This window comes from Pseudomonas sp. lyk4-R2A-8, assembly GCF_030209095.1.
Taxonomy (GTDB): domain Bacteria; phylum Pseudomonadota; class Gammaproteobacteria; order Pseudomonadales; family Pseudomonadaceae; genus Aquipseudomonas; species Aquipseudomonas quebecensis.
Map to the genome: position 1 here is coordinate 21,858 of NZ_JARVSS010000011.1, position 24,346 is coordinate 46,203.

Here is a 24,346-nt window from a genome sequence, read left to right on the forward strand (position 1 = left end):
ATGGAAACCCGAGCCCATCATGTGATGATCGGACTGTTCAGCGTGATCGTGGTGGTCGGCGCCATGCTGTTTGGCCTGTGGCTGGCCAAGTCCAGCGTCGACAGCGCGTTCCAGGACTACGAAGTGGTCTTCAACGAAGCGGTCAGCGGTCTGTCACAGGGCAGCGCGGTGCAATACAGCGGCATCAAGGTGGGTGACGTGATCAGCCTGCGCCTGGACCCCAAAGACCCGCGGCGCGTCCTCGCCCGCATTCGCCTGGCCGGGCAGACGCCGATCAAGGAAGACACTCAGGCCAAGCTCGCGCTGACCGGCATCACCGGTACCTCGATCATCCAGCTCAGCGGCGGCACGCCACAAAGCCCCGAACTCAAGGGTAAGAATGGCAATCTGCCGGAAATCATCGCCTCGCCTTCGCCCATCGCGCGCCTGCTCAATAACAGCAATGACCTGATGACCAGCATTAATGTGCTGCTGCACAACGCCAACAGCATGTTCTCTGCGCAAAACGTCGAGCACCTGAGCAACACCCTGGCGCATTTGGAGCAAACCACAGGCGCCATCGCCGATCAGCGTGGCGATATCAAAGTGGTGATGCAGCAACTGTTGCAGGTCAGCAAACAGGCTACGGCTGCGCTGGAGCAGACGACCGTGCTGATGCGCAATGCCAATGGCCTGCTGAACGAGCAGGGCAAGCAGGCCTTCGGCAGCGCCGAACAGGCCATGAAGTCCCTTGAGCAAAGCACTGCCACCATCAATACCTTGCTGACCAACAACAAGGATTCGGTTAACAGCGGCATGCAAGGGCTCAACGAACTGGCGCCGGCCGTGCGCGAACTGCGTGAAACCCTCGGTTCGCTGCGCGCCATCTCCCGCCGCCTGGAAGCCAACCCCAGCGGCTACCTGCTGGGCAGTGACAAGAACAAGGAGTTCACGCCATGAAGCGTGCATATCAACTGATCGCCCCTATGGCCCTGGTGTTGATCAGCGCGTGTTCGATCCTGCCCAAGGCCGACCCGTCCGACGTGTACCGTCTGGCGTCGGCCCAAGCCACGGCCCAAGGCACACCGGTGAGTTGGTCGCTGCGCGTGACCAAGCCGCAAACCAGCGAATTTCTCGACAGCCCACGCATTGCCGTGGTGCCCAATGGCGACCTGATCAGCAGCTATGCAAACGCGCGCTGGAGCGATCCGGCTCCCGTGCTGTTGCGCAATCGCCTGCTCGACGGCTTCCAGCGCGATGGTCGGGTAACGCTGCTCAGCACCGACGACACCAACCTGCAGGCCGACTATGAGCTTGGCGGGCAGTTGCAGGCGTTTCAGAGTGAGTACCGAGGCCGCGCGGTGGACGTAGTGATCCGCCTCGACGCGCGATTGGTGCGAGGGAACGATCAACGGATTATTGCCAGTCGGCGCTTTGAAGTGCGCCAGCCGGTGAGCGATACCCAGGTGCCGGCGGTGGTGGCTGCTTTTGGTCAGGCTGGGGATCAGCTGAATAAGCAGGTGGTGGATTGGGTGGTGGCACAGGGCAACATGGGTGTGAAACGCTGAGGGCCTCATCGGGGGCAAGCCCCCTCCCACATTTGAATGTATTCACAGGCCAATAGATGGGAGGGGCTTGCCCCCTATAGCTATCTAAGCCTCAGCCAAAGAACCAGTAGCACACCGAAATAGCCGCCACGACGCCAGCAAACTCAGCCAGCAATGCACAACCCACCGCATGCCGCGCGCGCTGGATGCCCACCGAGCCGAAGTACACCGCCAACACGTAGAAGGTGGTTTCGGTACTGCCCTGAATCGTCGCGGCCACCAGTGCCGGAAAACTGTCCACGCCCTGCGTCTGCATGGTTTCGATCAGCATCGCCCGTGCGGCACTGCCGGAGAACGGCTTGACCATGGCGGTCGGCAAAGCATCGACAAAGCGCGTGTCCATGCCCGTCCACGCCACCACATGGCGAATACCTTCAAGGCCGAAATCCAGCGCGCCGGAGGCACGTAACACGCCCACCGCACATAGCATCGCCACCAGGTACGGCAGCAGGTTTTTGGCGACGTCGAAGCCTTCTTTGGCGCCTTCGACAAATGCCTCGTACACCTTCACCTTGCGCAACGCGCCGATCAGCAGGAACAACATGATCAGGCCGAAGAGGGTCAGGTTGCCGAGAATCGACGACAACCCGGCCAGCGCCGTGGCGGACAGGGTCGCCAGTAACGCCATGAAGCCGCCCAGCACCAGCGCGCCGGGTATCAGATAGGCCAGCACCACAGGGTCCCACAACCGCAGGCGCTGCATGATGGCGACCGACAGCAGGCCCACCAGTGTCGACGCGCTGGTCGCCAGCAGGATCGGCAGGAACACCAGCGTCGGGTCGGCGGCACCCTGCTGGGCGCGATACATGAAGATGGTCACCGGCAGCAGCGTCAACGACGAGGCGTTGAGCACCAGGAACAGGATCTGCGCATTGCTCGCCGTGGTCGGCAGCGGGTTGAGTTCCTGCAGCGCCTTCATGGCTTTGAGGCCGATGGGGGTGGCGGCGTTGTCCAGGCCCAGACCATTGGCGGCGAAGTTGAGGGTGATCAGGCCGATGGCAGGGTGGCCGGCCGGCACTTCCGGCATCAGGCGACGGAACAAGGGGCCCAGTGCCTTGGCCAGCCAATCGACGATCCCGGCTTTCTCGGCGATGCGCAAAAAGCCCAGCCATAAGGTCAGGGTGCCGAACAGCAGCACCATCACTTCCACCGACAATTTGGCCATGGCGAAAATGCTTTCCACCATCGCCGCGAAAATCCCGGCGTTACCGCCCACCAGCCATTGCGCCAAGGCTGAGACCATTGCCACGACAAAGAAGCCAAGCCACAGGCCATTGAGCATCAGTTGAATCCCCTCGAATGATGGGGCGAATGATAGCGGGGCTGGCAGAAACGACAAACCCCGGATTTCTCCGGGGTTTGGGTCAGTGCCAGCGTGCGATCAACCGCGAGTGGCCTGAGCAGTCGGCATCGCCGGCTTACTGCGCCAGTGCGGCAGCGAGTTCCAGTAGCGCTCGCCCTTGGCATCGTCGTACATGCCTTCCCAACGGGAAATCACCAGTACCGCCAGGGCGTTGCCGATCACGTTCAGGGCGGTACGCGCCATGTCCATCACACGGTCGACACCGGCAATGAACGCCAGGCCTTCGAGCGGAATGCCCACACTGCCCAAGGTGGCCAGCAGCACCACGAAGGACACACCCGGTACGCCGGCGATGCCTTTGGAGGTGACCATCAGGGTCAGTACCAGCATCAATTGCTGACCGATCGACAGGTCGATGCCATACAGCTGGGCGATGAAGATCGCGGCGATGCTCTGATACAAGGTCGAACCGTCGAGGTTGAACGAGTACCCGGTCGGCACTACAAAGCTGCAGATCGCCTTCGGCGCGCCGTAGGCTTCCATCTTCTCGATCACGCGTGGCAACACCGTTTCGGAACTGGCGGTGGAGTAGGCGAGCACCAGCTCATCCTTGAAGATGCGCATCAGCTTGATCACCGAGAAGCCGAACAGGCGCGCGATCAGGCCCAGGACCACGAAGGCGAAGAACAGAATGGCGACATAAACCAGGATCACCAGCTTGGCCAGCGGCAGCAGCGAGGCGAACCCGAAGTTGGCCACGGTCACGGCGATCAGGGCGAATACACCGATCGGCGCGTACTTCATGATCATGTGGGTGACTTTGAACATGCTTTCGGACACGCCCTGGAACATCGTGACCAGCGGCTCGCGCAGTTCTGGCTTGAGGCTCGACAGGCCCAGGCCGAACAGCACGGAGAAGAAGATGATCGGCAGCATTTCACCACGGGCGACGGCGGCGAAAATGTTGGAGGGGATCAGGTTGAGGATGGTCTGGATAAACGCATGCTCGTGCTGCACCTCGGCGGCAGTCGCCTGGTACTTGGAAATGTCCACGGTACCCAGGGTACTCATGTCGATCCCGGCACCGGGATGGAACAGGTTGGCCAGCAACAGGCCGACCACGATGGCGATGGTGGTGACCACTTCGAAGTAAAGGATGGTTTTGACGCCGATGCGACCGAGTTTCTTCGCATCGCCGACACCGGCAATGCCGACGATCAGCGAGGAAATCACAATCGGGATCACGATCATCTTGATCAGGCGGATAAAGATATCGCCCGCCGGCTGCAGCACATTGCTGATCCACCAGGCCTTTTCGGCACTGAAATGGTTGAGCACTGCGCCGATTGCGATCCCCAGTACCAAACCGATGAGGATCTGCCAGGCGAGGCTTAGCTTTGCCTTCTTCATGTCATTACCCTTACTTCAAGTGGACTTAAGGCAAATGCGCCAGCTGGAACGCTCGAGAGCGAAAAAGTGTGAGCATCCGCCTCCATGGAAGGTCGCCGCCCGATGGCCGAAATGGCTTATTGGCAGGCGAAAAAAGGCGCAACTATTCCCATGCAAGGGGGCGACGTCTAATGCCGTAAACGCCTACCCTATGCCGAATCGGCATGGCTTTTTTGCAATGATAACTGTCCGAACGGTCAGTTCAAATGCGACATATTGCCCGTTGAATATGCCGTAAAACGGCCAAACCAGGCTTATGCAGGGATGAAGGAGGGGTTGGATCGGTCGGCACAAATGCCTGGGAATTCAGCTGTCTGGTGTCGGAAATGTCCTATACACCCGGCAAAACTTTCTCGATAGATGGTCAACGCGACACACTCAGTAATGGTTGAGAGCGAGCAAAACCAAAATAAGCGGCTATGGGCGGCATAAGGCACGCAGGACGCTGTAAGCCCGCCGCAAGTTCAGCAAGTCGATGACTTGTGAACTTGCGTCGCAGCTTTTCACCTGACCCGGCCCTTGCGCAGGCACTCCCTGTACCCGTAGGTCACGCCGATCCCAATCGATCAGAGCGACCCGGCCCCCTGGTCATGCACGGCTCTTGTCGAATCGTGCAGCTAGAAAGAAGCGAGGGGCTTCTTTCTATGGACGCCGGCTCCGACTGCGGCAGCGCCGCAGGCGAAACCTAGTACCAATTCGGATCTTTCTTAAGCTGTTCCATCAGCAGTTTTTGCATGCCTTCGTCCGGCTTACCGATAAAACGGTAATCGGCATGCCGCGTAGGGGATTTGTCCGCCGGCAGGCCGGCAGGCACTTCCACCAACATGGCGTAGGCGTCTTCCTTGTCGAAGCTGAAAGCAACGATCAAGCGCTTGTTCAGGCAGGTGTCAGCGGTTTCGCAGAGCGGCCCGACCAAGTACTTATCGCCATCTTCTTCAACGGCGTTCATCTGTTCAGCCGTACCGGTCAGGTTCATTACCCATTCCGGCAAGCGCTCTTCTTTCTTCACCACGCCTTGCCAGGTTTCACGGTATTGCGGATCCGCGCTGAGCAATTCGTTGGCCCGCGTCTGGCCATCATTGGCGGCCATCGCCAGACCGCTGCCGCCCAGCAACAGGGCGGCAACAATGGCTTTGAGAGACAAAGTGCTCATATTCAGCCTCGGCCGCGACGACCAAAGAAGAACGAAGCAATGAACATCACCAGGAAGACGACAAACAGGATCTTGGCGATACCGGTTGCGGTGCCCGCGATACCACCGAAGCCCAGCACTGCAGCAACAATGGCGATGATCAGAAATGTGATTGCCCAACTCAACATGGTGATTCTCCTTACGCTTCTATTAGAGGTTACAGCGGTCATGCCGTACGGACGCCCGGTGCGGACGACCGCTTGTTTTGCTTAGAAAACCCACCGTTCCTGGGCTGGCAGCTGATCCAGGGTTGAATCCTGATCAGCCACTCGCAATTGCTTGACGCTGACCTCACCCGCAACACTGGCAACGGGACGGCCCTGCATCGAACTGAAATGGGTCTGCATCATGGCCGGACGCTCGAATACTTGGGCTTGCTGCTGACTCTCCTGCCAATGCTGAATCTGCTGGCCTGCAATCAACGTGACCATCAGGGCCAGGCTGGCAAACAGACCTTGCTGCAAGCGCAGTGGCGATACACGCAATTGGCTGAGGGTTTGGCGAGTCATGCTGCTGTTCTCCCGCATTCTGATTATTCATTCATGACGCTCTTGTGAGGGGATATTGCAGAGCCCATGCCAGGTTTTTAACAAAATAAAACCTTTTAAAATCAGCAGTTTATAGATTCATGCTCGATGACAAGGCCAGCATCCTGCACGATGCCCCCCTATAGGCCGTGCGAAATGCACGATGGTCAGCGGTCGGATCAACGGATAGAAAGCGGGGCCGTTGATGCCCAATTGAGCGCAAGGCGGGAAAACCCAGGCTGATCTCGCCGGTTGTAAGAAGATGCGCAGATACCTGCACGACGTTGCCGTTTATCGATCAGAATAAACCATGCAACTTGCCCGATTATTCCGGGACTAAACACCATCATTTATCAGTTAAGGAGCGCGGGACAGATGGAATCAGCCAAGGAACTTCAAGGCCGCATTCTTTTAGTGGATGACGAGTCCGCGATCCTCCGCACCTTCCGTTATTGCCTGGAAGATGAAGGCTACACCGTCGCCACCGCTAACAGCGCCGCCCAAGCCGACGCGCTGATGCAACGCCAAGTGTTCGACCTGTGCTTCCTGGATCTGCGCCTAGGCGAAGACAATGGCCTGGATGTACTGGCCCAGATGCGCATACAGGCGCCATGGATGCGCGTGGTGATCGTGACGGCGCACTCTGCCGTGGACACCGCTGTGGATGCCATCCAGGCCGGCGCCGCTGACTATCTGGTCAAGCCCTGCAGCCCGGACCAACTGCGTCTGGCTACGGCCAAGCAATTGGAGGTGCGCCAACTCTCGGCTCGCCTGGAAGCGCTGGAAGGCGCCGTGCGCCAGCCCAAGGACGGCCTCGACTCCCATAGCCCGGCGATGATGGTGGTGCTGGAAACCGCGCGCCAAGTGGCCGGCACAGACGCCAACATCCTGATCCTCGGCGAGTCGGGCACCGGTAAAGGTGAACTGGCGCGGGCCATCCACGGCTGGAGCAAACGCTCGAAGAAGTCCTGCGTGACCATCAACTGCCCTTCGCTGACCGCCGAATTGATGGAAAGCGAACTGTTCGGCCATAGCCGCGGCGCGTTTACCGGCGCCAGCGAAAGCACCCTGGGCCGGGTCAACCAGGCCGACGGCGGTACGTTGTTTCTTGACGAGATTGGCGACTTTCCCCTCACGTTGCAGCCTAAACTCCTGCGCTTCATCCAGGATAAGGAGTACGAGCGCGTGGGCGATCCGGTGACCCGGCGCGCCGATGTGCGCATCCTCGCCGCCACTAACCTGAACCTGGAAGACATGGTGCGCGACGGCCGCTTTCGGGAAGACTTGCTGTACCGCCTCAATGTCATCACGCTCCACCTGCCGCCGCTGCGTGAGCGCAGTGAAGACATTCTGACTCTCGCCGACCGCTTCCTGGCCCGCTTCGTCAAGGAATACGCACGGCCCGCGCGGGGGTTCAGCGACCAGGCACGTGAAGCGCTGCTCAACTACCGCTGGCCGGGTAATATCCGCGAGCTGCGCAACGTGGTGGAGCGCGCGAGCATTATTTGCCCGCAGGAAAAGGTTGAAATCAGCCACTTGGGGATGGCCGAGCAACCGACCAACAACGCTCCGCGCATCGGTGCCGCGCTGAGCCTGGATGAGCTGGAAAAAGCCCACATCGGCGCCGTACTGGCCACCAGCGACACGCTCGATCAGGCGGCCCGCACCCTCGGCATTGACGCGTCGACGCTGTACCGCAAACGAAAACAGTACAACCTGTGAGCTGTACCTTATGAAGTTAGCGATGAAGCTGCGGACTCGGCTGTTCTTGAGTATCTCGGCGCTGATCACCGTCGCCCTGCTTGGATTGATCCTGGGCCTGGTCAGCGTCATGCAGATGGCCAAGACCCAGGAGTCACTGATCCGCAGCAATTTCGTCACCCTGGAACTGGGCCTGAAGCTGCGCCAGAGCCTGGGCGACCAGTTGATCCTGATGCTCGACGAACGCCCCAATCCAAAAGCCCTGGAGGCCTCCAAGCAGCAGTATTTCGAACTGTTGGACGAAGGCATCGCCCATGAGCGGCAGGACGGCATGACCAGCGGATTCAGCCAGGCGCGCAGCGACTACCTGAATTTCCTCAAGGCCTTCGACGAATCCCAACCGGCCTCGCTGATCAGCGGCAATAACGACAAGCTCACCCAGACATTCAACGTGCTGCGCAACGGTTTGATCGCCGAGCACAAGCGCGCGCTGGAAGCCATCAATACCAGCGAGCGCAAATCCCGCGACCGCGCGCTGCTGATCGCTGGACTGATGGGCCTGGTGGGCCTTGCGGTGCTGATCATCGGTTTCGTGACTGCCCACGGAATCGCACGGCGCTTCGGCGGCCCCATCGAAGCGCTGGCCAAGGCTGCCGATAAAATCGGCCAGGGTGATTTCGAAGTCACACTGCCGATCTCGTCAGCGGCGGAAATGAACCAGTTGACCCGGCGCTTCGGGATCATGGCCGAGGCATTGCGCCAGCACCAAGCCACCAATGTGGACGAATTGTTGGCCGGCCAGCAGCGCCTGCAGGCGGTGCTCGACAGCATTGATGACGGCCTGTTGATGATTGACCGCCAAGGGCGCCTGGAACACCTCAACCCGGTTGCCCAACGCCAGCTGGGTTGGGACGAAGAACGCCTCGGCCAGGGCCTGGGAGAAGCGCTGTCGCGCCCGGAGCTGGATGAACAGCTGCACCTGGTGCTGCGCGGCGGCAACCTTGAGCGCGCGCCGGAAGATCTTGAAGTGGAAGTCGAGGGTGAGCTGCGCCTGCTGACCTACAGCCTGACGCCGGTGAGCCACACTCAGGGCCACATCCTTGGCGCGGTAATGGTCATGCACGACGTGACCGAGCAACGCGCCTTCGAACGTGTGCGCAGTGAGTTTGTGCTGCGCGCCTCCCATGAGCTGCGCACCCCCGTGACCGGCATGCACATGGCGTTCGGGCTGTTTCGCGAGCGCGCCAAATTCCCCGCCGAGTCCCGTGAAGCGGACCTGCTGGATACGGTAAACGAAGAAATGCAGCGCTTGATGCAATTGATCAACGACCTGCTCAACTTCTCGCGCTACCAGAACGGCCTGCAGAAACTCACCCTCGGCCCCTGCGAGATTCCCGACCTGTTGGAACATGCCCGCGGGCGCTTCATTGAGCAGGCCAACGCGCAGCACATCGAACTGCTCATAGAAGCGCAGCCCGACCTGCCACGACTGTACGCCGACCGGGCGCAATTGGAGCGGGTGCTCGACAACCTGTTGGCCAACGCCCTGCGCCATACGGCCGACGGAGGCCAGATTCGCCTGCAGGCACGCCGTCATGGCGAGCGGGTGATTATCAGCGTCGAAGACAATGGCGAAGGTATTGCCTATGGGCAGCAAGGCCGCATCTTCGAGCCCTTTGTGCAAGTGGGCCGCAAAAAAGGCGGCGCCGGCCTGGGGTTGGCGCTATGCAAGGAGATCGTGCAATTGCACGGTGGCCGCATGGGCGTGTATTCGCGACCGGGGCAGGGCACTCAGTTCTACATGGCGCTGCCGCTCTAAGGGTCAGCGCTGGCTGAGGGCACGCAGGATCGCCGCACTTTCAGCATCCGGCGTGCCGTCGAACAACGCTGGCCGGAAATGCATCTGGAACGCCGCCAGCACATGCCGCGTGGCCACATCCAGTTCACCCGTTTGCGGGGTCTGGTAGCCCAGGCGAGCCAGCTCTTCCTGGAACCAGGTGATGCTTGGCAAACCCGCAGCGTACTGCAGCTTGAACCGCGCTACTGCCTGCGCATCCGGCCACATACCCAGCCCTTCATCGGCCAGGCGCTTCCACGGGAACAGCGGCCCCGGGTCGAGCTTGCGCAGCGGCGCTATATCGCTATGGCCGATGATATTTTTCGGGTCGATGCCGTTGCGTTTGCTGATGTCTTTGAGCAGCACGATCAACGCTTTCACCTGCGCGTCCGAATACGGGTACCACAGGCGCCCTGTCGGCGTATCCGTGTAACCGGGGTTCACGATCTCAATACCGATGGAGCTGGAGTTGAGCCAGGTGCGGCCCATCCATTCACTCTCACCGGCGTGCCAGGCGCGCTGGCTTTCATCCACCAGCTTGTAGATGGTTGCCGAAGCGTCATCGCCGATCAGGTAATGGCTGCTGACCTGCCCGTGGGTCAACAGGGCCAGGGAACGTTCAAGATTGGCCGAGGTGTAGTGGACGACCACGAATTGCACGCGGTTGTCATAGTTGACCGAAGGGTGGCTGGTATTCAGGCGCGGGCCGCTGGCGCAACCGGCGAGCAGAAGAACCGCAAAGGCGAAACAAAGGGATTTCATGGCGGAGAACAGTACACTGAAGACGATAATGCAACAGTGTAACGTACCGCTTGAGGCGCAGCGGGCAATTTACACAGAAGGAACATCTTAAGCCGCCTGCACCTGATTGCGCCCCGCCGCCTTGGCTCGATACAACGCTTCATCGGCACGCTTGAGCGCCAACTCACTGCGCTCGCCAGACTGCAACTGCGCCACGCCCATCGAGACCGTGACCGTCACCCGTTCGCCCTTGAAGTGGAACGGACAGGCCTGAATCGCCTCACGCAATCCTTCCCCCACCGCCAAGGCGTCGGCTAGGGACGAGTCGGGCATCAGCAACACAAACTCTTCACCGCCAAAACGCGCGATAAAATCGTTAGGCCGCAGACGTTTGCTCAACACGCTGGCGATGATCTTCAACACCTTATCGCCGGCCAGGTGGCCGTAGCCGTCGTTGATGCGTTTGAAATGGTCCAGGTCCAGCATGGCCAGTGAAAGGTTGTTGCCGCGCTGGTGCCACGCATTGATTTCGTGGTCCAGGCGCTCGCTCCAGGCCGCGCGGTTGGGCAAGCCGGTCAGGGGGTCGATCAGGGCTTTCTGGCGCTGCACTTCCAAGTGCTCACGGTAGCCTTGAGCTTCCTGCTCCATGTTGGCGACCCGCTCGGCCAAGCCTTTGAGGCGCGCCACCACTTCCTGCTCGCGCTGGTCGCGTTGTTGCTGGTGCTGGTCCATGGTGCCCAGCAGACCCTCCAGATGGTTCTCCAGCAGCTGCTTGAGGCTGTCCAGGTCGGCGGCGTCCTGCACGCTGCTTTGCAGGCCGTCGACCTGTTCGCGGATCTGCGTATCCAGCTCCCGCGCGGCGCAGTTACTGTCGGCGTGTTCATCAGTGGCGACCTTCAAGTGCCCCTGGAAAGCTTCCAGGCGTTCATTGAGCCGCTTGAGATAAGCCTCGAACTCATGCTGGCCGCTGTCGGTAATCGCCAGCATCAGGATCGCCAGATCATCCAGGATCGGCAGCAGCTCGTACCAGTTCAAGCCGTTGGCCAAGCGCTCGCGCAGGGCTTCGGCCTGGGGTCGATGACGCTCCGGCAGGTCCAGCTCTTCGAGCAGGCCAATCAACGTGTCTTCGATGTGCTTGGCCACGGAGCTGTAGGAAGGCTCCGGAGAATCCGGTAACGCATACTGGGCGTCCGCTTGCAGCTCGTCGGGGTCGAGCGACTCGACACTCAGCACAGGAGGAAGCGAGAGGCTACCGATAGCGGTTTCCTGCGGCGCCTCAGGTGCATCGTGCTCGTCTATAAAAGCGGCGAGGGCGCTTTCAGAGGGCGGCGCTTGCGTCGGCGATTCCGGGAGCTGCGCGGGTGTCGCGACAGCGTCGGGAGGCTGCGCCACTGCGTTGGCTTGGACCGGAGCCTCGTAAATAGACGTTTCGCCAGTGACGTGGGCAGGCTCGGCTGGCGTATCGGCAGCGGGTTCTGCGGCAGCAGCTTGCGGCGCAAAGGCACGCAAGGCTTGAGTCAATTCCTCGGATTGCTCCGACTCCTGGGGCTCAACGGGAACCTGGGGCACGGCAGGGGGTGCCGCAGCGGGCGAGGCAGGCTCGCCGGCGGCAGGCTCACTGACGGCTTCCTTGGTACCGAACAACCGCTGCAGAAGCCCAGGCCCGGGCCGCGCGATTTCGCCATCCGGCTCCAGGTTATCCAGCGCCTGCCCCTGCAGCCCGCTCAGTTCGCTGAGCAACAGGGGGATCTCCCGAGCCTGGCCGACACGACTGTCCAATTGCTTGGCAAAGGCTTTCAGCGGGCGCGCCACTTCGCGGGGCAGCGGTAATTTCTGTAACTGCGTGACCAGCGCGGTGAGCGCGGTATTCATCTGCTCCACCCGCGTCTCGCGGCGCTGCTCCGAGTCCAGCACGGCCTTTTCCAGGCGCGGCAGCAAAGCCGCAAGGGCGGCGTCCATGTCGTCGGTGCGCACCACGTCACGCATTTCCTTCATGCACTGGTCAACGGCGCGATCGGTGCCTTCCGCCGCCAGAGTGCTGCGCACCAGCCCCCGGCGCAGCAAGTCCAGACGTGCGGCCCAGCGGCGCTCGAGCTTTTCTTGTTGCTCAACGCTTAACAGGTATTTTTCTTTCCAGCGCTGGGCATCGTCGCTCATGCAAGAGGTCCGCGAGGGCCTGGGCTCAACGCGGGCAATGCATCCGCCGTGAGCGAACCCGGCAGACGTATTTCTACCGCGACCGGCAGGTGATCGGAAATGGGCTGCGCCAGCACCTGCACGCTTTCAAGCGTGAGGGTAGGGCTGAGCAGGATATGGTCAAGACAGCGTTGCGGGCGCCAGCTCGGGAATGTGGCTTCGGCCTGTGGCGCCAGCAAGCCGAGGTCACGCAGCGGGGAATTCAAAAGCAGATCGTTGGCATGGGTGTTCATGTCCCCCATGAGCACCTGATGCTTGTAGTTGCCGATCATGTCGCGCACATAGGCCAGCTGCAGATTGCGCGTCCGCCCCCCGAGCGCCAGGTGCATCATGACCACGACCAGGGCTTCCGGCCCTTCGCCGAAACGCACAAGGATCGCACCACGCCCCTTGGGGCCTGGCAGCGGATGGTCTTCGATAGCGGACGGTTTGAGGCGGCTGAGCACGCCGTTGCTATGTTGCGCCAGACGCCCGAGGTTGCGATTGAGTTGCTGGTACCAATAGGGAAACGCCCCAAGCTTGGCCAGGTGTTCCACCTGGTTGATGTAGCCGGAGCGCATGCTGCCGCCATCGGCCTCCTGCAGCGCCACCAGGTCGAAATCGCTCAGCAGGTCGCCGATCTTCTGCAGGTTGCCGGCCCGCCCGTTGTGCGGCAGCAAGTGCTGCCAGCCACGGGTGAGGTAGTGTCGATACTTCTCGGTGCTGTTACCGACTTGGATATTGAAGCTGAGCAGGCGCAGGCGGCTGTCTGCCGCCAGGCCCGTGGATTCCAGATGATCCTCATTGACCCGCGCATCATGCAGGCCAACGACGCGTTCGGTACCCCAGCGGCGCATGACAGGCCCCTTACTTGGCTGCGCGCTCTTTGGCGATCAGCTGGTCGGCGACGTTGAGGGTCTGTTCAGGACCACCGGTGGAGCCCAGGTCGAAACGGTATTTGCCGTTGACGATCATGGTCGGAACGCCTTGCACGCCGTACTTCTGCGCCAGCTCCCTGGCCTGTTTGATCTGGCCCTGGATGGCGAAGGAGTTGAAGGTGGCCATGAACTTGTCTCTGTCGACACCCTGAGTGGCAACGAAGTCAGCCATGTCATCAGGCTTGGTCAGGCGCTTGCCTTCTTTCTGGATAGCATTGAACACCGCATTGTGGACCTTGTGCTCAACACCCATGGCTTCCAGGGTCAGGAACAGTTGGCCGTGGGCGTCCCACGGGCCGCCGAACATGGCCGGAATGCGCTTGAAGTTAACGTCTTTCGGCAATTTTTCAACCCATGGGTTGATGGTCGGTTCAAAAGCGTAGCAATGCGGGCAGCCGTACCAGAACAGCTCAACCACTTCGATCTTGCCCGGCACCGAGACTGGCACTGGGTTGGCCAATTCAACATAGGTTTTACCGGCTTCAAGCGGCACGTCGGCAGCTTGCGCGGTCATGCCGAAAAGGCTGGCAGTGACGAGAGCGGCGCTGAGGATCAGATTACGCATGCTTTACTCCTGGACAAATAAAGTCGCCTCACGCGACCTTGGTTGTGACCGGTCTACGCGGGCATGAGTTCGTTAGTGTAACGGCAGCGGCCACAAAAAAGGGCGGCCAAAGCCACCCTTTTTATGCTTGCATCGCTGTATTAATCGAGCGTTAACGTCGCCGCGTCGATCAGTGCAGGCCCTGGATGTAACTGGACACGGCCGCGATGTCCTCGTCGCTGAGCTTGCGGGCGATGGTGCGCATGGTCATCGCATCGCCATCGTTGGCACGGCCGGCTTCTTCCTTGCGGAAATCGGTCAGTTGCTTGGCGATGTACTGCGCGTGCTGGCCACCCAGATGTGGGAACCCGGCGGCGGCATTACCCGCGCCATTGGGCGAGTGGCAACCGGTACAGGCCGGCAGGCCTTTGTCCAGGTCGCCGCCACGGAACAGCTTCTCCCCGCGCGCCACCAGCTTCGGATCGGCAGCTCCCACACTGCCTTTCTGGCCGGCGAAATAGGCGGCGAGATCCGCCAGGTCCTGATCGCTGAGGTTGGTCAGCAAGCCGGTCATTTCCAGCACCGTGCGCTTGCCGCTCTTGATGTCCTGCAACTGCTTGGTCAGGTAACGTTCACCCTGGCCGGCCAGCTTGGGGAAGTTCGGCGCCGGGCTGTTGCCATCCGGCCCGTGGCAAGCACCACACACGGCGGCTTTCGCCTGGCCCGCAGCAGCGTCGCCTGCAGCATGGGCCACACCGGTGATGCCCAGGGTCAACAGCAGACTCACGATCAGTTTGTTCATCAGCTAATCCAACTACGGCTAAGGGGTTTAAGAGTTATCTACCGGGTCTACTCACCATCAACTCAATGACGGCCTGGTAGTCCTCAGTACTGCAGTCCATGCACAAACCACGCGGCGGCATTGCCTTGAAACCCTGTGTCACGTGCTGCACCAGCGTGTCCATGCCTTGCGCCAGTCTTGGCGCCCAGGCTGCCGCGTCACCCCGCTTCGGGGCGCTCGGCAACTGGCCAGCATGGCAAGCCCCGCAAACTCGGTTGTACAGCGCCTCCGGATCCTGTGTAGCCTGCGCGCCATAAAGCGGTATCAGGGCTCCGAACGCGAGCAACCAGCGGGTCATACGTCGACCCATTCAGGGTTTGAGAGCGTTTTGCGTTCTAATGCGCAATAAAGGTCTATCGCTCCCGTGAACTTCATCCTTCGCTGGGACAAAGCACACACAAAATCTGCGGCATTATATACTGGCGCTACTGAAACGGAAACGACACCGCTTGCCGCACCCTTTTTCGGCACCGCCCACATCGGAAATCTCATGCAACTCAAGAATCCCATCCTCGGCCTGTGCCAACAGTCCACGTTTATGCTCAGCGCTGCCAAAGTTGACCAATGCCCCGATGACGAAGGCTTCGAAGTCGCCTTCGCCGGCCGCTCCAATGCCGGTAAATCCAGCGCCCTGAACACCCTGACTCACGCCAGCCTGGCGCGCACCTCGAAAACCCCGGGTCGCACGCAACTGCTCAATTTCTTCAAGCTAGACGATGATCGGCGTCTGGTCGACCTGCCGGGCTACGGTTACGCAAAAGTACCTATCCCGTTGAAGCTGCACTGGCAGCGTCACCTGGAGGCTTATCTGGGTGGCCGGGAGAGTTTGAAGGGCTTGATCCTGATGATGGACATCCGTCATCCAATGACCGACTTCGACCTGCTGATGCTCGATTGGGCGGTTGCCAGCGGCATGCCGATGCACATTCTGTTGACCAAAGCCGACAAGCTGACCTACGGCGCCGCTAAGAACACCTTGCTCAAAGTGCAATCCGAAATCCGCAAGGGTTGGGGCGACACGATCACCATCCAATTGTTCTCCGCCCCTAAGCGCCTGGGCTTGGAAGAGGCTTACACCGTTCTCGCGGGCTGGATGGAATTGGCCGACAAGGGCGCGGAAATCGCCGAATAACTTTTCTGCAGGCAAAAAAAACCCCGGACTTCTTATGGGGAGGGGAAGTTCGGGGTTCAAGTTCCGGACCGCTAGGGCGGGGCCCAGATATCTGCCAACACTTAACACAACATAGGAGCATTGAAGGGCTTCACCACCCATTCAGTAACTCTGAGTGGCAGTTCACAGGTTAAGTTCCGGGGTGCTCGAAAACTATTGGAAATAACTGTCAGGCGTTTCCGACATAAGGCGCATCGCCACCGCGCAGGGTGGTGGCAACGCGTCGACAATCAATGTGCTTCGTCCCAGTTATCGCCCACACCTACTTCTACCAGCAGCGGCACATCCAGTTGCGCCGCCGCGCTCATGTGCTCGCGGATCTTCTCGCTGACTTGCGGCACCAGATCCTCACGCACTTCCAGCACCAGTTCATCGTGCACCTGCAGGATCACCTTGGCATCCAGGCCCGAATCGGTCAGCCAGTTGTCCACCCGCACCATGGCTTTCTTGATGATGTCCGCCGCGGTGCCTTGCATCGGCGCGTTGATCGCGGTGCGTTCCGCCGCCGCGCGCTCCTGCGGTTTATTGGAGTTGATGTCAGGCAGGTATAGCCGGCGTCCGAAAAAGGTCTCGACATACCCTTGATCGGCCGCCTGGGCACGGGTGCGCTCCATGTATTCGCGCACGCCCGGGTAGCGGGCGAAGTAGACGTCGATGTAAGCCTTGGCGGTCTTGGTATCAACACCGATGTCCTTGCCCAGCTTCTGCGCACCCATGCCGTAGATCAGGCCAAAGTTGATCGCTTTGGCGCTGCGACGCTGGTCGGACGTGACCGCATCCAGCTCGACCTTGAACACTTCGGCTGCCGTGGCCGTATGCACATCCAGGTTATGGCGGAAGGCATTCATCAGCCCTTCGTCCTTGGACAAGTGCGCCATGATTCGCAGCTCGATCTGCGAATAGTCCGCCGCCAGCAGCTTGTAGCCCTTGGGCGCGACAAACGCCTGGCGGATGCGCCGCCCCTCGGCGGTACGCACGGGAATGTTCTGCAGGTTCGGGTCGCTGGAAGACAGTCGCCCGGTCGCTGCGACCGCCTGTTGATAAGACGTGTGGATGCGCCCGGTGCGCGGGTTGATCTGCTGCGGCAGGCGATCGGTGTAGGTGCTCTTGAGTTTGCTCATGCTGCGGTACTGCATCAGCACCTTGGGCAGCGGGTAATCATCTTCGGCCAGCTTCGCCAGCACTTCTTCAGCGGTGGAGGCCTGGCCTTTGCCGGTTTTCTTCAGCACCGGCAGCCCGAGTTTTTCATAGAGAATCGCCCCCAGTTGCTTGGGTGAACCGAGGTTGAACGCCTCACCGGCGATCTCGTACGCCTGGCGCTCCAGCTCCACCATCTTATTGCCCAGCTCGATACTCTGGACACCCAGCAGGTCGGCATCCACCAAGGCACCCTGGCGTTCGATGCGCGCCAACACCGGGACCAACGGCATTTCGATATCCGTCAGTACATCGGCCAGGCTCGGGATAGCGGCCAGCTGCGCGTGCAGCGCCTGGTGCAGACGCAGCGTTATATCCGCATCTTCGGCGGCATAGGGGCCAGCCTGCTCAAGCGCAATCTGGTCGAACGTGAGTTGCTTGGCGCCTTTGCCGGCGATGTCCTGGAAGCTGACGGTGTCGTAGTCCAGGTATTTCTTCGCCAGGCTGTCCATATCGTGGCGAGTCGCGGTGGAGTTGAGCACATAGGATTCGAGCATGGTGTCGAACGCGATGCCGCGCACCGTGATGCCGTGCGCGGGATCACCGCCGATGGCGCAGTTGGCCAGGATGTTCATGTCGAACTTGGCGTGCTGGCCGACCTTGAGCTTGTTCGGGTCTTCCAGCAGTGGTTTGAGGGCCAGCAGCACGGTATCACGATCCAGTTGCTGCGGCGCGCCGATGTAGGAATGAGTCAGCGGGACGTAGGCCGCTTCGTGGGGTTGCACGGCAAAGGACACACCGACCAACTGCGCCTGATGGGCGTCGACCCCGGTAGTTTCGGTGTCAAACGCAATCAACGTCGCAGCGTCGAGCTTGCGCAACCAGGCGTCGAATGTGGCCTGGTCAAGAATGGTGGTGTATACCGCCTCGACGGGGGCGATGACCACTGCGTCCGCCACCGCTGCAACGGCAGGTATGACTTCGGTCGAAGCCTTGAGCTCGACACGCTTGGCGTCGCGCTGCACTTCGTCGTACCAGCTCTTGAATTCCAGCAGGGTATACAGCTCCAGCAGCTTGTCCCGGTCCGGCTCGATCAGGTGCAGGTCGTCCAGGCCGACATCAAGGGGTACATCGATCTTGATGGTCGCCAATTGGTAGGAAAGAAACGCCATCTCCTTATGTTCTTCCAGCTTGGCCGGCAGGTTCTTGGCCCCACGGATCGGCAGCGTCGGCACCATATCCAGCTGTTCATAAAGTTCTTTGAGGCCGCCATTGACACCCACCAGCAGGCCGGAGGCGGTTTTGGGACCGATGCCGGGAACCCCGGGGATGTTGTCGGACGAGTCCCCCATCAGTGCCAGGTAATCGATGATCTGCTCGGGAGCGACGCCAAATTTCTCCTTTACGCCCTCCACGTCCAGGGCGCTACCGGTCATGGTATTGACCAGGGTAATGTGCCCGTCGACCAACTGCGCCATGTCCTTGTCACCCGTGGAGATCACCACCGGGCGGTCAGCGGCCGCACTGCTGCGCGCCAGGGTGCCGATCACGTCGTCGGCCTCGACGCCTTCGACACACAGCAACGGGAAGCCCAGGGCGATCACGCTCTGATGCAGCGGTTCGATCTGCAGGCGCATGTCGTCGGGCATGCTGGGGCGGTTGGCCTTGTATTGGGCGTACATGTCATCGCGAAAAGTCCCGCCCTTGGCGTCGAACACCACCGCGAACGGGCTGTCCGGGTACTGTTTGCGCAGGCTCTTGAGCATGTTCAACACGCCCTTGACCGCACCGGTCGGCAGGCCTTTGGAGGTGGTGAGCGGAGGCAACGCGTGGAAGGCGCGGTACAGGTAGGACGAACCGTCCACCAGGACGAGGGGGGCTTGGCTCATGTGCAGGATCAACCTTTTCGGCGGGTCAGGCGCTAGAATAGCCGGACCAATGAAAACAAAGGGACAAGGTTATCATGCGTACATTCAATCGCCTGCTGTTGACCGGCTTGATTGCACTCGCTCCGATGGCTGCCATGGCGGCGGACGATGCGCCCTCGGGCGACCCGGAAGTCACCATTCGCACGGAAGGCGACAAGACCATCCAGGAGTATCGCCAAAACGGTTTTCTGTACGCCATCAAGGTGACTCCGAAGGGAGCCCCTCCGTATTTCCTGGTGCGCGCGGACGGAACCGACGCGAACTTCATCCGTTCTGACCAGCCGGATATGCTGATCCCGTCATGGAAGATCTTCGAATGGAAATGATTTCTTAACTTCAATCGGCGCCGCCCACCGCGGCGCCCGTACTGGCAGTTTTAACCATGTCTGTGTTTACCCCCCTGGCTCGGCCCGAGCTGGAAACCTTTCTTGCCCCCTACGGGCTCGGCCGCCTGCTTGATTTCCAGGGGATTGCCGCCGGTAGCGAAAACACCAACTTCTTTATCAGCCTGGAGCAGGGCGAGTTTGTCCTGACCCTGGTCGAACGTGGCCCGGTGCAGGAGATGCCGTTCTTCATCGAGTTGCTGGACGTGCTCCACGACGCCGACCTCCCCGTTCCATACGCCCTGCGCACCGCCGACGGCGTGGCCCTGCGCGAACTGGCCGGTAAACCGGCCCTGCTGCAACCGCGTCTGGCCGGCAAGCACATCAAGGACGCCAATGCCCAGCACTGCGCCCAGGTCGGCGAACTGCTCGGCCACCTGCACTTGGCGACTCAGGGTGACAAGCTGCTGGAGCGCAAGACCGATCGCGGGCTGGACTGGATGCTCAGCGAAGGCAAGCAGCTGATTTCTCACCTCAACAACGACCAGCAGCGCCTGCTGCAGGCCGCGCTGGATGAAATCACTGCGCATAAGGCGCAGATCCTCGCCTTGCCTCGCGCTAACGTGCACGCGGACCTGTTTCGCGACAACGCGATGTTCGAAGGCACGCACCTGACCGGTCTGATCGACTTCTACAATGCCTGCTCGGGCCCGATGCTGTACGACGTGGCGATTGCCCTGAACGACTGGTGTTCGGACGCTGAGGGTGTGATCGACGCCCCCCGTGCCCGCGCACTGCTGGGTGCCTATGCGAGCCTGCGGCCCTTTACCGCCAAGGAAGCCGAACTGTGGCCAACCCTGCTGCGGGTGGCGTGTGTACGCTTTTGGCTGTCGCGCCTGATCGCGGCCGAGTCGTTTGCCGGGCAGGATGTTCTCATCCACGATCCCGCCGAGTTCGAGCATCGCCTGGCGCAGCGTCAGCAGGTCACCGTCCACCTGCCATTCGCACTCTGAGGAGCAGCCCGGTCGAACATGCGGGAGGGCGCGAACCTTTCCCGCATATGATCGTCGCTGAGGCTTACAACGACTCCAGGCACCCCGCCAAGTCATTGCCCAGCTTTTCCAGCACCTGCTCATAACCTTGCGCAGTCGCAGGGGTGTAACCACCCAACGCGTCCAGCTCCGCCAGTTTCACCGGCAGACCTGCCACCAGGGTTTCAGCCAAACGCGGACGCAGCGGGGGCTCGCTGAACACACAGGTCTTGCCCACCTCCTGCAACCGCGTACGCATCGCTGCGACGTGCTGGGCGCCCGGCTGAACCTCGGCCGCGACGCTGAACACGCCCGCATGCTTGAGGCCGTAAGCGGCTTCGAAATAATCGAAGGCTTCGTGGAAGACGAAGTAGGGTTTGTCGCCGATCCCGGCCAGACGCGCCTTCAGGCGCGCATCCAACGTATCCAGGCGTGCGGCGAAAGCCTTGGCGTTGCTCTGATAACGCGCGGCGTTGGCAGGGTCGGCGCTGGCGAGGTCGGACGCCATGCGCGCGGCAATCACGCGGGCGTTCACTGTCGACAGCCACAGGTGGGCATCCACACTGCCAGGACGATGATCGTGGTCATGCTCGTCGGCTTCGTCGGCGTGAGAATGGCTGTCTTCGGCGAAACGGCGCAATTGCATGCCCGGCAGGTCCTGCACGGCCACGGTTGTGGCTGTACGATTTTTGAGCACGCGAGGCAGGAAGGTTTCCATGTCCGGCCCGATCCAATACAGCAGATCGACCGACTGCACGCGCCGTACGTCGGATGGGCGCAAAGCAAAGTTATGCGGCGACGCACCCGGCGGCAACAGCACCTCCGGAACCGCCACGCCGTCCTGTACCGCCGCGGCGATCAGCTGCAATGGCTTGATGCTGGTAAGCACCTTGACCTCGGCCTGAGCAGCGCCGACAACGAATAAACTGGTGACAAATACGACAAAAACGGGAAAAAGTCGGGACACGATGACCACTCAATGGCGTAGGAACGGGTAACATAATAACGTCTCTATCAAATATCTGTCGCCGCTCATGCCTATAACACCGCTTGCCAGCCGTCCCCACGACCACTCTCACTGCGTGCACACCGCGCTGTCGGAGGCCGATGCGCTGTGCGCACGCCAGGGCCTGCGCCTGACCGCCCTGCGGCGGCGCGTGCTGGAACTGGTTTGGCAAAGCCACAAACCGCTGGGCGCCTACGACATTCTCGGCGTGCTCAGCGAACAGGACGGTCGCCGCGCCGCGCCGCCCACGGTGTACCGCGCACTGGATTTCCTGCTGGAAAACGGCTTGGTTCACCGCATCGCCTCCCTCAACGCGTTTGTCGGCTGCAACCACCCGGAGCATGCGCACCAAGGTCAGTTCCTGATCTGCCGGGTGTGCCACGCCGCTATCGAACTTGAACAAAAAACCATCAGCGATGCGATTATCCACAGCGCCGCCGAGGTTGGCTTTCGGGTCGAAGGGCAAACGGTCGAAGTCGTCGGCCTGTGCTCGGGCTGCCAGGGGGCTTGATGAGCAACGCGTTGATTCGCCTGGAGCAGGTCGGCGTCACGTTCGCCGGGCAAAACGTGCTGGATAACATTGCGCTGAGCGTGGAGCCGGGGCAGATCGTCACCCTGATCGGCCCCAATGGCGCCGGCAAGACCACCCTGGTGCGCGCCGTGCTCGGCCTGCTCAAACCCGACAGAGGCAGTGTGTGGCGCAAGCCCAGACTGCGCGTGGGCTATATGCCACAGAAACTGCATGTGGACCCGACCCTGCCATTGTCCGTGTTGCGCTTCCTGCGCCTGGTGCCGGGTGTGGACCGTGCCCGCGCCCAAGCCGCACTCAAGGAAGTCGGTGCCGAACAGGTGATCGACAGCCCGGTGCAGAGCATCTCCGGTGGCGAAATGCAACGCGTGCTACTGGCCCGCGCCCTGCTGCGCGAGCCGGAACTGTTAGTGCTCGACGAACCTGTGCAAGGCGTCGATGTCGCCGGCCAGGCGGAGCTCTACAGCCTGATCACTCGCCTGCGCGACCGCCATGGCTGCGGCGTGCTGATGGTGTCCCACGATCTGCATCTGGTCATGAGCACCACCGACCAAGTGGTATGCCTCAACCGCCATGTGTGCTGCTCCGGCCACCCGGAACAGGTCAGCGGCGACCCGGCATTTGTCGAGCTGTTCGGCAAAAACGCGCAGAGCCTGGCGATTTACCACCACCATCACGACCATGCGCATGACCTGCATGGCGCGGTGGTCGATGACCCGAGCACGTCTCATACCCACGTTCATGGAGATAGCTGCAAGCATGGCTGATTTTCTGCTCTACGCCCTGCTGGCAGGCTTGGCCCTGGCACTGGTCGCGGGCCCTTTGGGCTCGTTCGTGGTCTGGCGGCGCATGGCCTATTTTGGCGACACCTTGTCACACGCCGCGCTGCTGGGCGTGGCAATGGGCTTTCTGTTGGATGTGAGCCCGACCATCGCCGTGACCGCAGGCTGCCTGCTGCTCGCGGTGCTGTTGGTGACGCTGCAACAACGCCAGCCGCTGGCTTCAGACACCCTGCTGGGGATTCTGGCACCGAGCACCTTATCCCTGGGCCTGGTGGTACTGAGCTTCATGCACGAAGTGCGCATCGACCTGATGGCTTACCTGTTCGGCGATCTGCTGGCGATCAGCCCCACCGACCTGGCCTGGATCCTCGGCGGCAGTGCGATGGTGCTGGTGTTGCTGGTGACGCTGTGGCGCCCGTTGCTGGCGATCACCGTGCATGAAGAACTGGCCAGGGTCGAAGGCCTGCCGGTGCCCGCGCTGCGCATGGCTCTGATGTTGCTGATCGCGGTGGTGATTGCTGTCGCGATGAAGATTGTCGGCGTATTGTTGATCACATCGCTGCTGATCATTCCCGCCGCCGCCGCCCAGCGTCATGCCCGCTCGCCGGAGCAGATGGCGATCGGCGCCAGCCTGCTGGGGATGCTTGCAGTGTGTGGGGGCCTGGCGTTGTCGTGGTTCAAGGACACTCCGGCCGGACCGTCGATCGTGGTCACCGCCGCCGCCCTGTTTCTGCTGAGTTTTGTCCTGCCCCGTCGAGGGGTGTAGACTTGCTCGCTTTTTGCGCAAATAGAGAGTCGCAGGAATGAAGCCGTTCACCGCACGTTATCTGCTCCTTGCCGCATTTTCCCTGCTGCTGGGTGCCTGTCAAAGCACACCGCCCGCGCCCCCCGAGGCAACGGACCCGCGCGCCGCCGCCATCGCGCAGCTGGAGCAAAACCTGGCCAGCAGTGAGCTGGCCACCGCCGAAGATCAGCTCGCCACGCTGCAGGCCCAGACGCCTGACGATCCGGCGCTGGAAACCTATCAGCGCCAGCTGGCCGAAGCCTATCTGCAGCGCAGCCAGATCGTGCTGCAAAAAGGCGACGTCAACGCAGCCGCCACCGCCCTGAGCCGCGCCCGGGCTCTGATGCCTAAGGCACCGGCGCTGACCGGCGGCGTCAACAGCGCAATCACCCATGCCCGCAAAGTCGAGCTGGATAAAGCCGAGGAGGCCCTCAAAGCCGCTGAAGCCAAGCCTGCCGCCAAGGTCATCGACCCGGCAGCGCCGAGCACCACCGTGGCGCTGGACCTCACCCACATTCAAGACATGCGCCATCAGCTCGACGCCATTGCCACCGACGTGGTGAATTACCAGTGCGACGTGAGCATCCAGGTGCCACGCACGGAAGATTACCCGTGGCTGGCCAGCCTGCTGACCAAACGGGTAAAGCGCATCGATTCGGGGTATGACCTGAAGATCCACCGGCAGATTCTGAAGAATATCCCGGCGCAGATCGTGTTGATTCCACGCAAGGCGCAGTGAAGTAAAGCATCGGGGGCAAGCCCCCTCCCACACATTGAACTGTGAATACATTCAAATGTGGGAGGGGGCTTGCCCCCGATAG

Annotated in this window: 24 protein-coding genes; 11 read left to right on the plus strand and 13 right to left on the minus strand. The window is 61.1% G+C overall.

The window, feature by feature from the left end:
* Together QRN10_RS11060 and QRN10_RS11065 are read left to right on the plus strand one after the other, a co-directional pair.
* The gene (locus QRN10_RS11060) at positions 1 to 939 is read left to right on the plus strand and encodes an MlaD family protein (RefSeq protein WP_181077381.1); all 939 of its coding nucleotides are present in this window, start codon (positions 1 to 3) and stop codon (positions 937 to 939) included.
* Positions 936 to 1,547, plus strand: a complete 612-nt coding sequence (locus tag QRN10_RS11065; protein WP_181077382.1) for an ABC-type transport auxiliary lipoprotein family protein — start codon at positions 936 to 938, stop codon at positions 1,545 to 1,547. Before QRN10_RS11060 ends, QRN10_RS11065 begins: the two co-directional genes overlap by 4 nt.
* 91 nt (positions 1,548 to 1,638) lie before the next feature.
* Here the strand turns inward: QRN10_RS11065 and QRN10_RS11070 are convergent, their stop codons facing one another.
* The 5 genes from QRN10_RS11070 to QRN10_RS11090 all read right to left on the minus strand — a co-directional run bounded on the left by QRN10_RS11070 (position 1,639) and on the right by QRN10_RS11090 (position 6,039).
* Positions 1,639 to 2,868 carry a spore maturation protein gene (locus QRN10_RS11070; RefSeq protein WP_181077384.1) on the minus strand — a complete coding sequence of 410 codons (1,230 nt, stop codon included), beginning with the start codon at positions 2,866 to 2,868 and terminating at the stop codon, positions 1,639 to 1,641.
* Between the two features lie 99 nt (positions 2,869 to 2,967).
* Positions 2,968 to 4,299, minus strand: coding sequence for a glutamate/aspartate:proton symporter GltP (gene gltP / locus QRN10_RS11075; RefSeq protein WP_181077386.1), 1,332 nt, complete (start codon positions 4,297 to 4,299; stop codon positions 2,968 to 2,970).
* Between the two features lie 724 nt (positions 4,300 to 5,023).
* The gene (locus tag QRN10_RS11080) at positions 5,024 to 5,491 is read right to left on the minus strand and encodes an inhibitor of vertebrate lysozyme family protein (protein ID WP_181077387.1); all 468 of its coding nucleotides are present in this window, start codon (positions 5,489 to 5,491) and stop codon (positions 5,024 to 5,026) included.
* A gap of 2 nt (positions 5,492 to 5,493) precedes the next feature.
* The gene (locus QRN10_RS11085; protein ID WP_003170804.1) at positions 5,494 to 5,658 is read right to left on the minus strand and encodes a DUF1328 domain-containing protein; all 165 of its coding nucleotides are present in this window, start codon (positions 5,656 to 5,658) and stop codon (positions 5,494 to 5,496) included.
* A gap of 81 nt (positions 5,659 to 5,739) precedes the next feature.
* Positions 5,740 to 6,039: a hypothetical protein gene (locus tag QRN10_RS11090; RefSeq protein WP_253509884.1), complete on the minus strand. Its 300-nt coding sequence runs from the start codon at positions 6,037 to 6,039 to the stop codon at positions 5,740 to 5,742.
* Positions 6,040 to 6,432: 393 nt separating this feature from the next.
* On the opposite strand from QRN10_RS11090, the gene algB reads away from it, so the two are divergent.
* Together algB and QRN10_RS11100 are read left to right on the plus strand one after the other, a co-directional pair.
* Positions 6,433 to 7,779, plus strand: coding sequence for a sigma-54-dependent response regulator transcription factor AlgB (algB, locus tag QRN10_RS11095; protein WP_124384508.1), 1,347 nt, complete (start codon positions 6,433 to 6,435; stop codon positions 7,777 to 7,779).
* A gap of 10 nt (positions 7,780 to 7,789) precedes the next feature.
* Positions 7,790 to 9,577, plus strand: a complete 1,788-nt coding sequence (locus tag QRN10_RS11100; protein ID WP_181077390.1) for a KinB sensor domain-containing domain — start codon at positions 7,790 to 7,792, stop codon at positions 9,575 to 9,577.
* Positions 9,578 to 9,580: 3 nt separating this feature from the next.
* Here the strand turns inward: QRN10_RS11100 and QRN10_RS11105 are convergent, their stop codons facing one another.
* The 6 genes from QRN10_RS11105 to QRN10_RS11130 all read right to left on the minus strand — a co-directional run bounded on the left by QRN10_RS11105 (position 9,581) and on the right by QRN10_RS11130 (position 15,132).
* Positions 9,581 to 10,357 carry an N-acetylmuramoyl-L-alanine amidase gene (locus tag QRN10_RS11105; RefSeq protein ID WP_253509883.1) on the minus strand — a complete coding sequence of 259 codons (777 nt, stop codon included), beginning with the start codon at positions 10,355 to 10,357 and terminating at the stop codon, positions 9,581 to 9,583.
* A gap of 87 nt (positions 10,358 to 10,444) precedes the next feature.
* Positions 10,445 to 12,493, minus strand: coding sequence for a GGDEF domain-containing protein (locus QRN10_RS11110; protein WP_285428410.1), 2,049 nt, complete (start codon positions 12,491 to 12,493; stop codon positions 10,445 to 10,447).
* Positions 12,490 to 13,368, minus strand: coding sequence for an endonuclease/exonuclease/phosphatase family protein (locus QRN10_RS11115; protein WP_181077395.1), 879 nt, complete (start codon positions 13,366 to 13,368; stop codon positions 12,490 to 12,492). Before QRN10_RS11115 ends, QRN10_RS11110 begins: the two co-directional genes overlap by 4 nt.
* A 10-nt stretch (positions 13,369 to 13,378) precedes the next feature.
* A complete protein-coding gene (locus QRN10_RS11120) occupies positions 13,379 to 14,014 on the minus strand; it encodes a thiol:disulfide interchange protein DsbA/DsbL (protein ID WP_181077397.1) in 636 nt (211 codons plus the stop codon).
* A gap of 169 nt (positions 14,015 to 14,183) precedes the next feature.
* Positions 14,184 to 14,795 carry a c-type cytochrome gene (locus tag QRN10_RS11125; protein ID WP_181077399.1) on the minus strand — a complete coding sequence of 204 codons (612 nt, stop codon included), beginning with the start codon at positions 14,793 to 14,795 and terminating at the stop codon, positions 14,184 to 14,186.
* Positions 14,796 to 14,829: 34 nt separating this feature from the next.
* Positions 14,830 to 15,132, minus strand: a complete 303-nt coding sequence (locus QRN10_RS11130) for a c-type cytochrome (RefSeq protein ID WP_181077401.1) — start codon at positions 15,130 to 15,132, stop codon at positions 14,830 to 14,832.
* A 192-nt stretch (positions 15,133 to 15,324) separates the two neighbouring features.
* On the opposite strand from QRN10_RS11130, the gene yihA reads away from it, so the two are divergent.
* Positions 15,325 to 15,966: a ribosome biogenesis GTP-binding protein YihA/YsxC gene (yihA, locus tag QRN10_RS11135; protein WP_078046252.1), complete on the plus strand. Its 642-nt coding sequence runs from the start codon at positions 15,325 to 15,327 to the stop codon at positions 15,964 to 15,966.
* 269 nt (positions 15,967 to 16,235) lie between these two features.
* Here yihA and polA read toward each other — a convergent pair whose 3' ends face one another.
* Entirely contained in the window at positions 16,236 to 19,031 is a 2,796-nt protein-coding gene (gene polA / locus QRN10_RS11140) for a DNA polymerase I (RefSeq protein ID WP_181077404.1), read from the minus strand.
* Positions 19,032 to 19,105: 74 nt separating this feature from the next.
* Between polA and QRN10_RS11145 the strand changes: the two genes are divergently transcribed.
* Positions 19,106 to 19,396 (plus strand): DUF2782 domain-containing protein, encoded by a 291-nt coding sequence (locus tag QRN10_RS11145; protein ID WP_017528747.1) that lies wholly within the window; start codon positions 19,106 to 19,108, stop codon positions 19,394 to 19,396.
* 56 nt (positions 19,397 to 19,452) lie between these two features.
* Complete coding sequence (locus QRN10_RS11150; protein WP_181077406.1) at positions 19,453 to 20,406, plus strand: homoserine kinase; 954 nt, start codon at positions 19,453 to 19,455, stop codon at positions 20,404 to 20,406.
* Positions 20,407 to 20,470: 64 nt separating this feature from the next.
* Here the strand turns inward: QRN10_RS11150 and QRN10_RS11155 are convergent, their stop codons facing one another.
* A complete protein-coding gene (locus tag QRN10_RS11155) occupies positions 20,471 to 21,400 on the minus strand; it encodes a zinc ABC transporter substrate-binding protein (RefSeq protein WP_285428412.1) in 930 nt (309 codons plus the stop codon).
* A gap of 58 nt (positions 21,401 to 21,458) precedes the next feature.
* Between QRN10_RS11155 and zur the strand changes: the two genes are divergently transcribed.
* The 4 genes from zur to QRN10_RS11175 are packed head-to-tail and all read left to right on the plus strand — an operon-like array spanning position 21,459 to position 24,264.
* Positions 21,459 to 21,941, plus strand: a complete 483-nt coding sequence (zur, locus tag QRN10_RS11160; protein WP_181077409.1) for a zinc uptake transcriptional repressor Zur — start codon at positions 21,459 to 21,461, stop codon at positions 21,939 to 21,941.
* The gene (gene znuC / locus QRN10_RS11165) at positions 21,941 to 22,726 is read left to right on the plus strand and encodes a zinc ABC transporter ATP-binding protein ZnuC (RefSeq protein WP_181077411.1); all 786 of its coding nucleotides are present in this window, start codon (positions 21,941 to 21,943) and stop codon (positions 22,724 to 22,726) included. The genes zur and znuC overlap by 1 nt, the downstream gene beginning before the upstream one ends.
* Positions 22,719 to 23,507 carry a zinc ABC transporter permease subunit ZnuB gene (gene znuB / locus QRN10_RS11170; RefSeq protein WP_034101706.1) on the plus strand — a complete coding sequence of 263 codons (789 nt, stop codon included), beginning with the start codon at positions 22,719 to 22,721 and terminating at the stop codon, positions 23,505 to 23,507. Before znuC ends, znuB begins: the two co-directional genes overlap by 8 nt.
* Before the next feature lie 37 nt (positions 23,508 to 23,544).
* Positions 23,545 to 24,264, plus strand: a complete 720-nt coding sequence (locus tag QRN10_RS11175; protein ID WP_253509879.1) for a PA5502 family lipoprotein — start codon at positions 23,545 to 23,547, stop codon at positions 24,262 to 24,264.
* Positions 24,265 to 24,346: the final 82 nt, after the last annotated feature.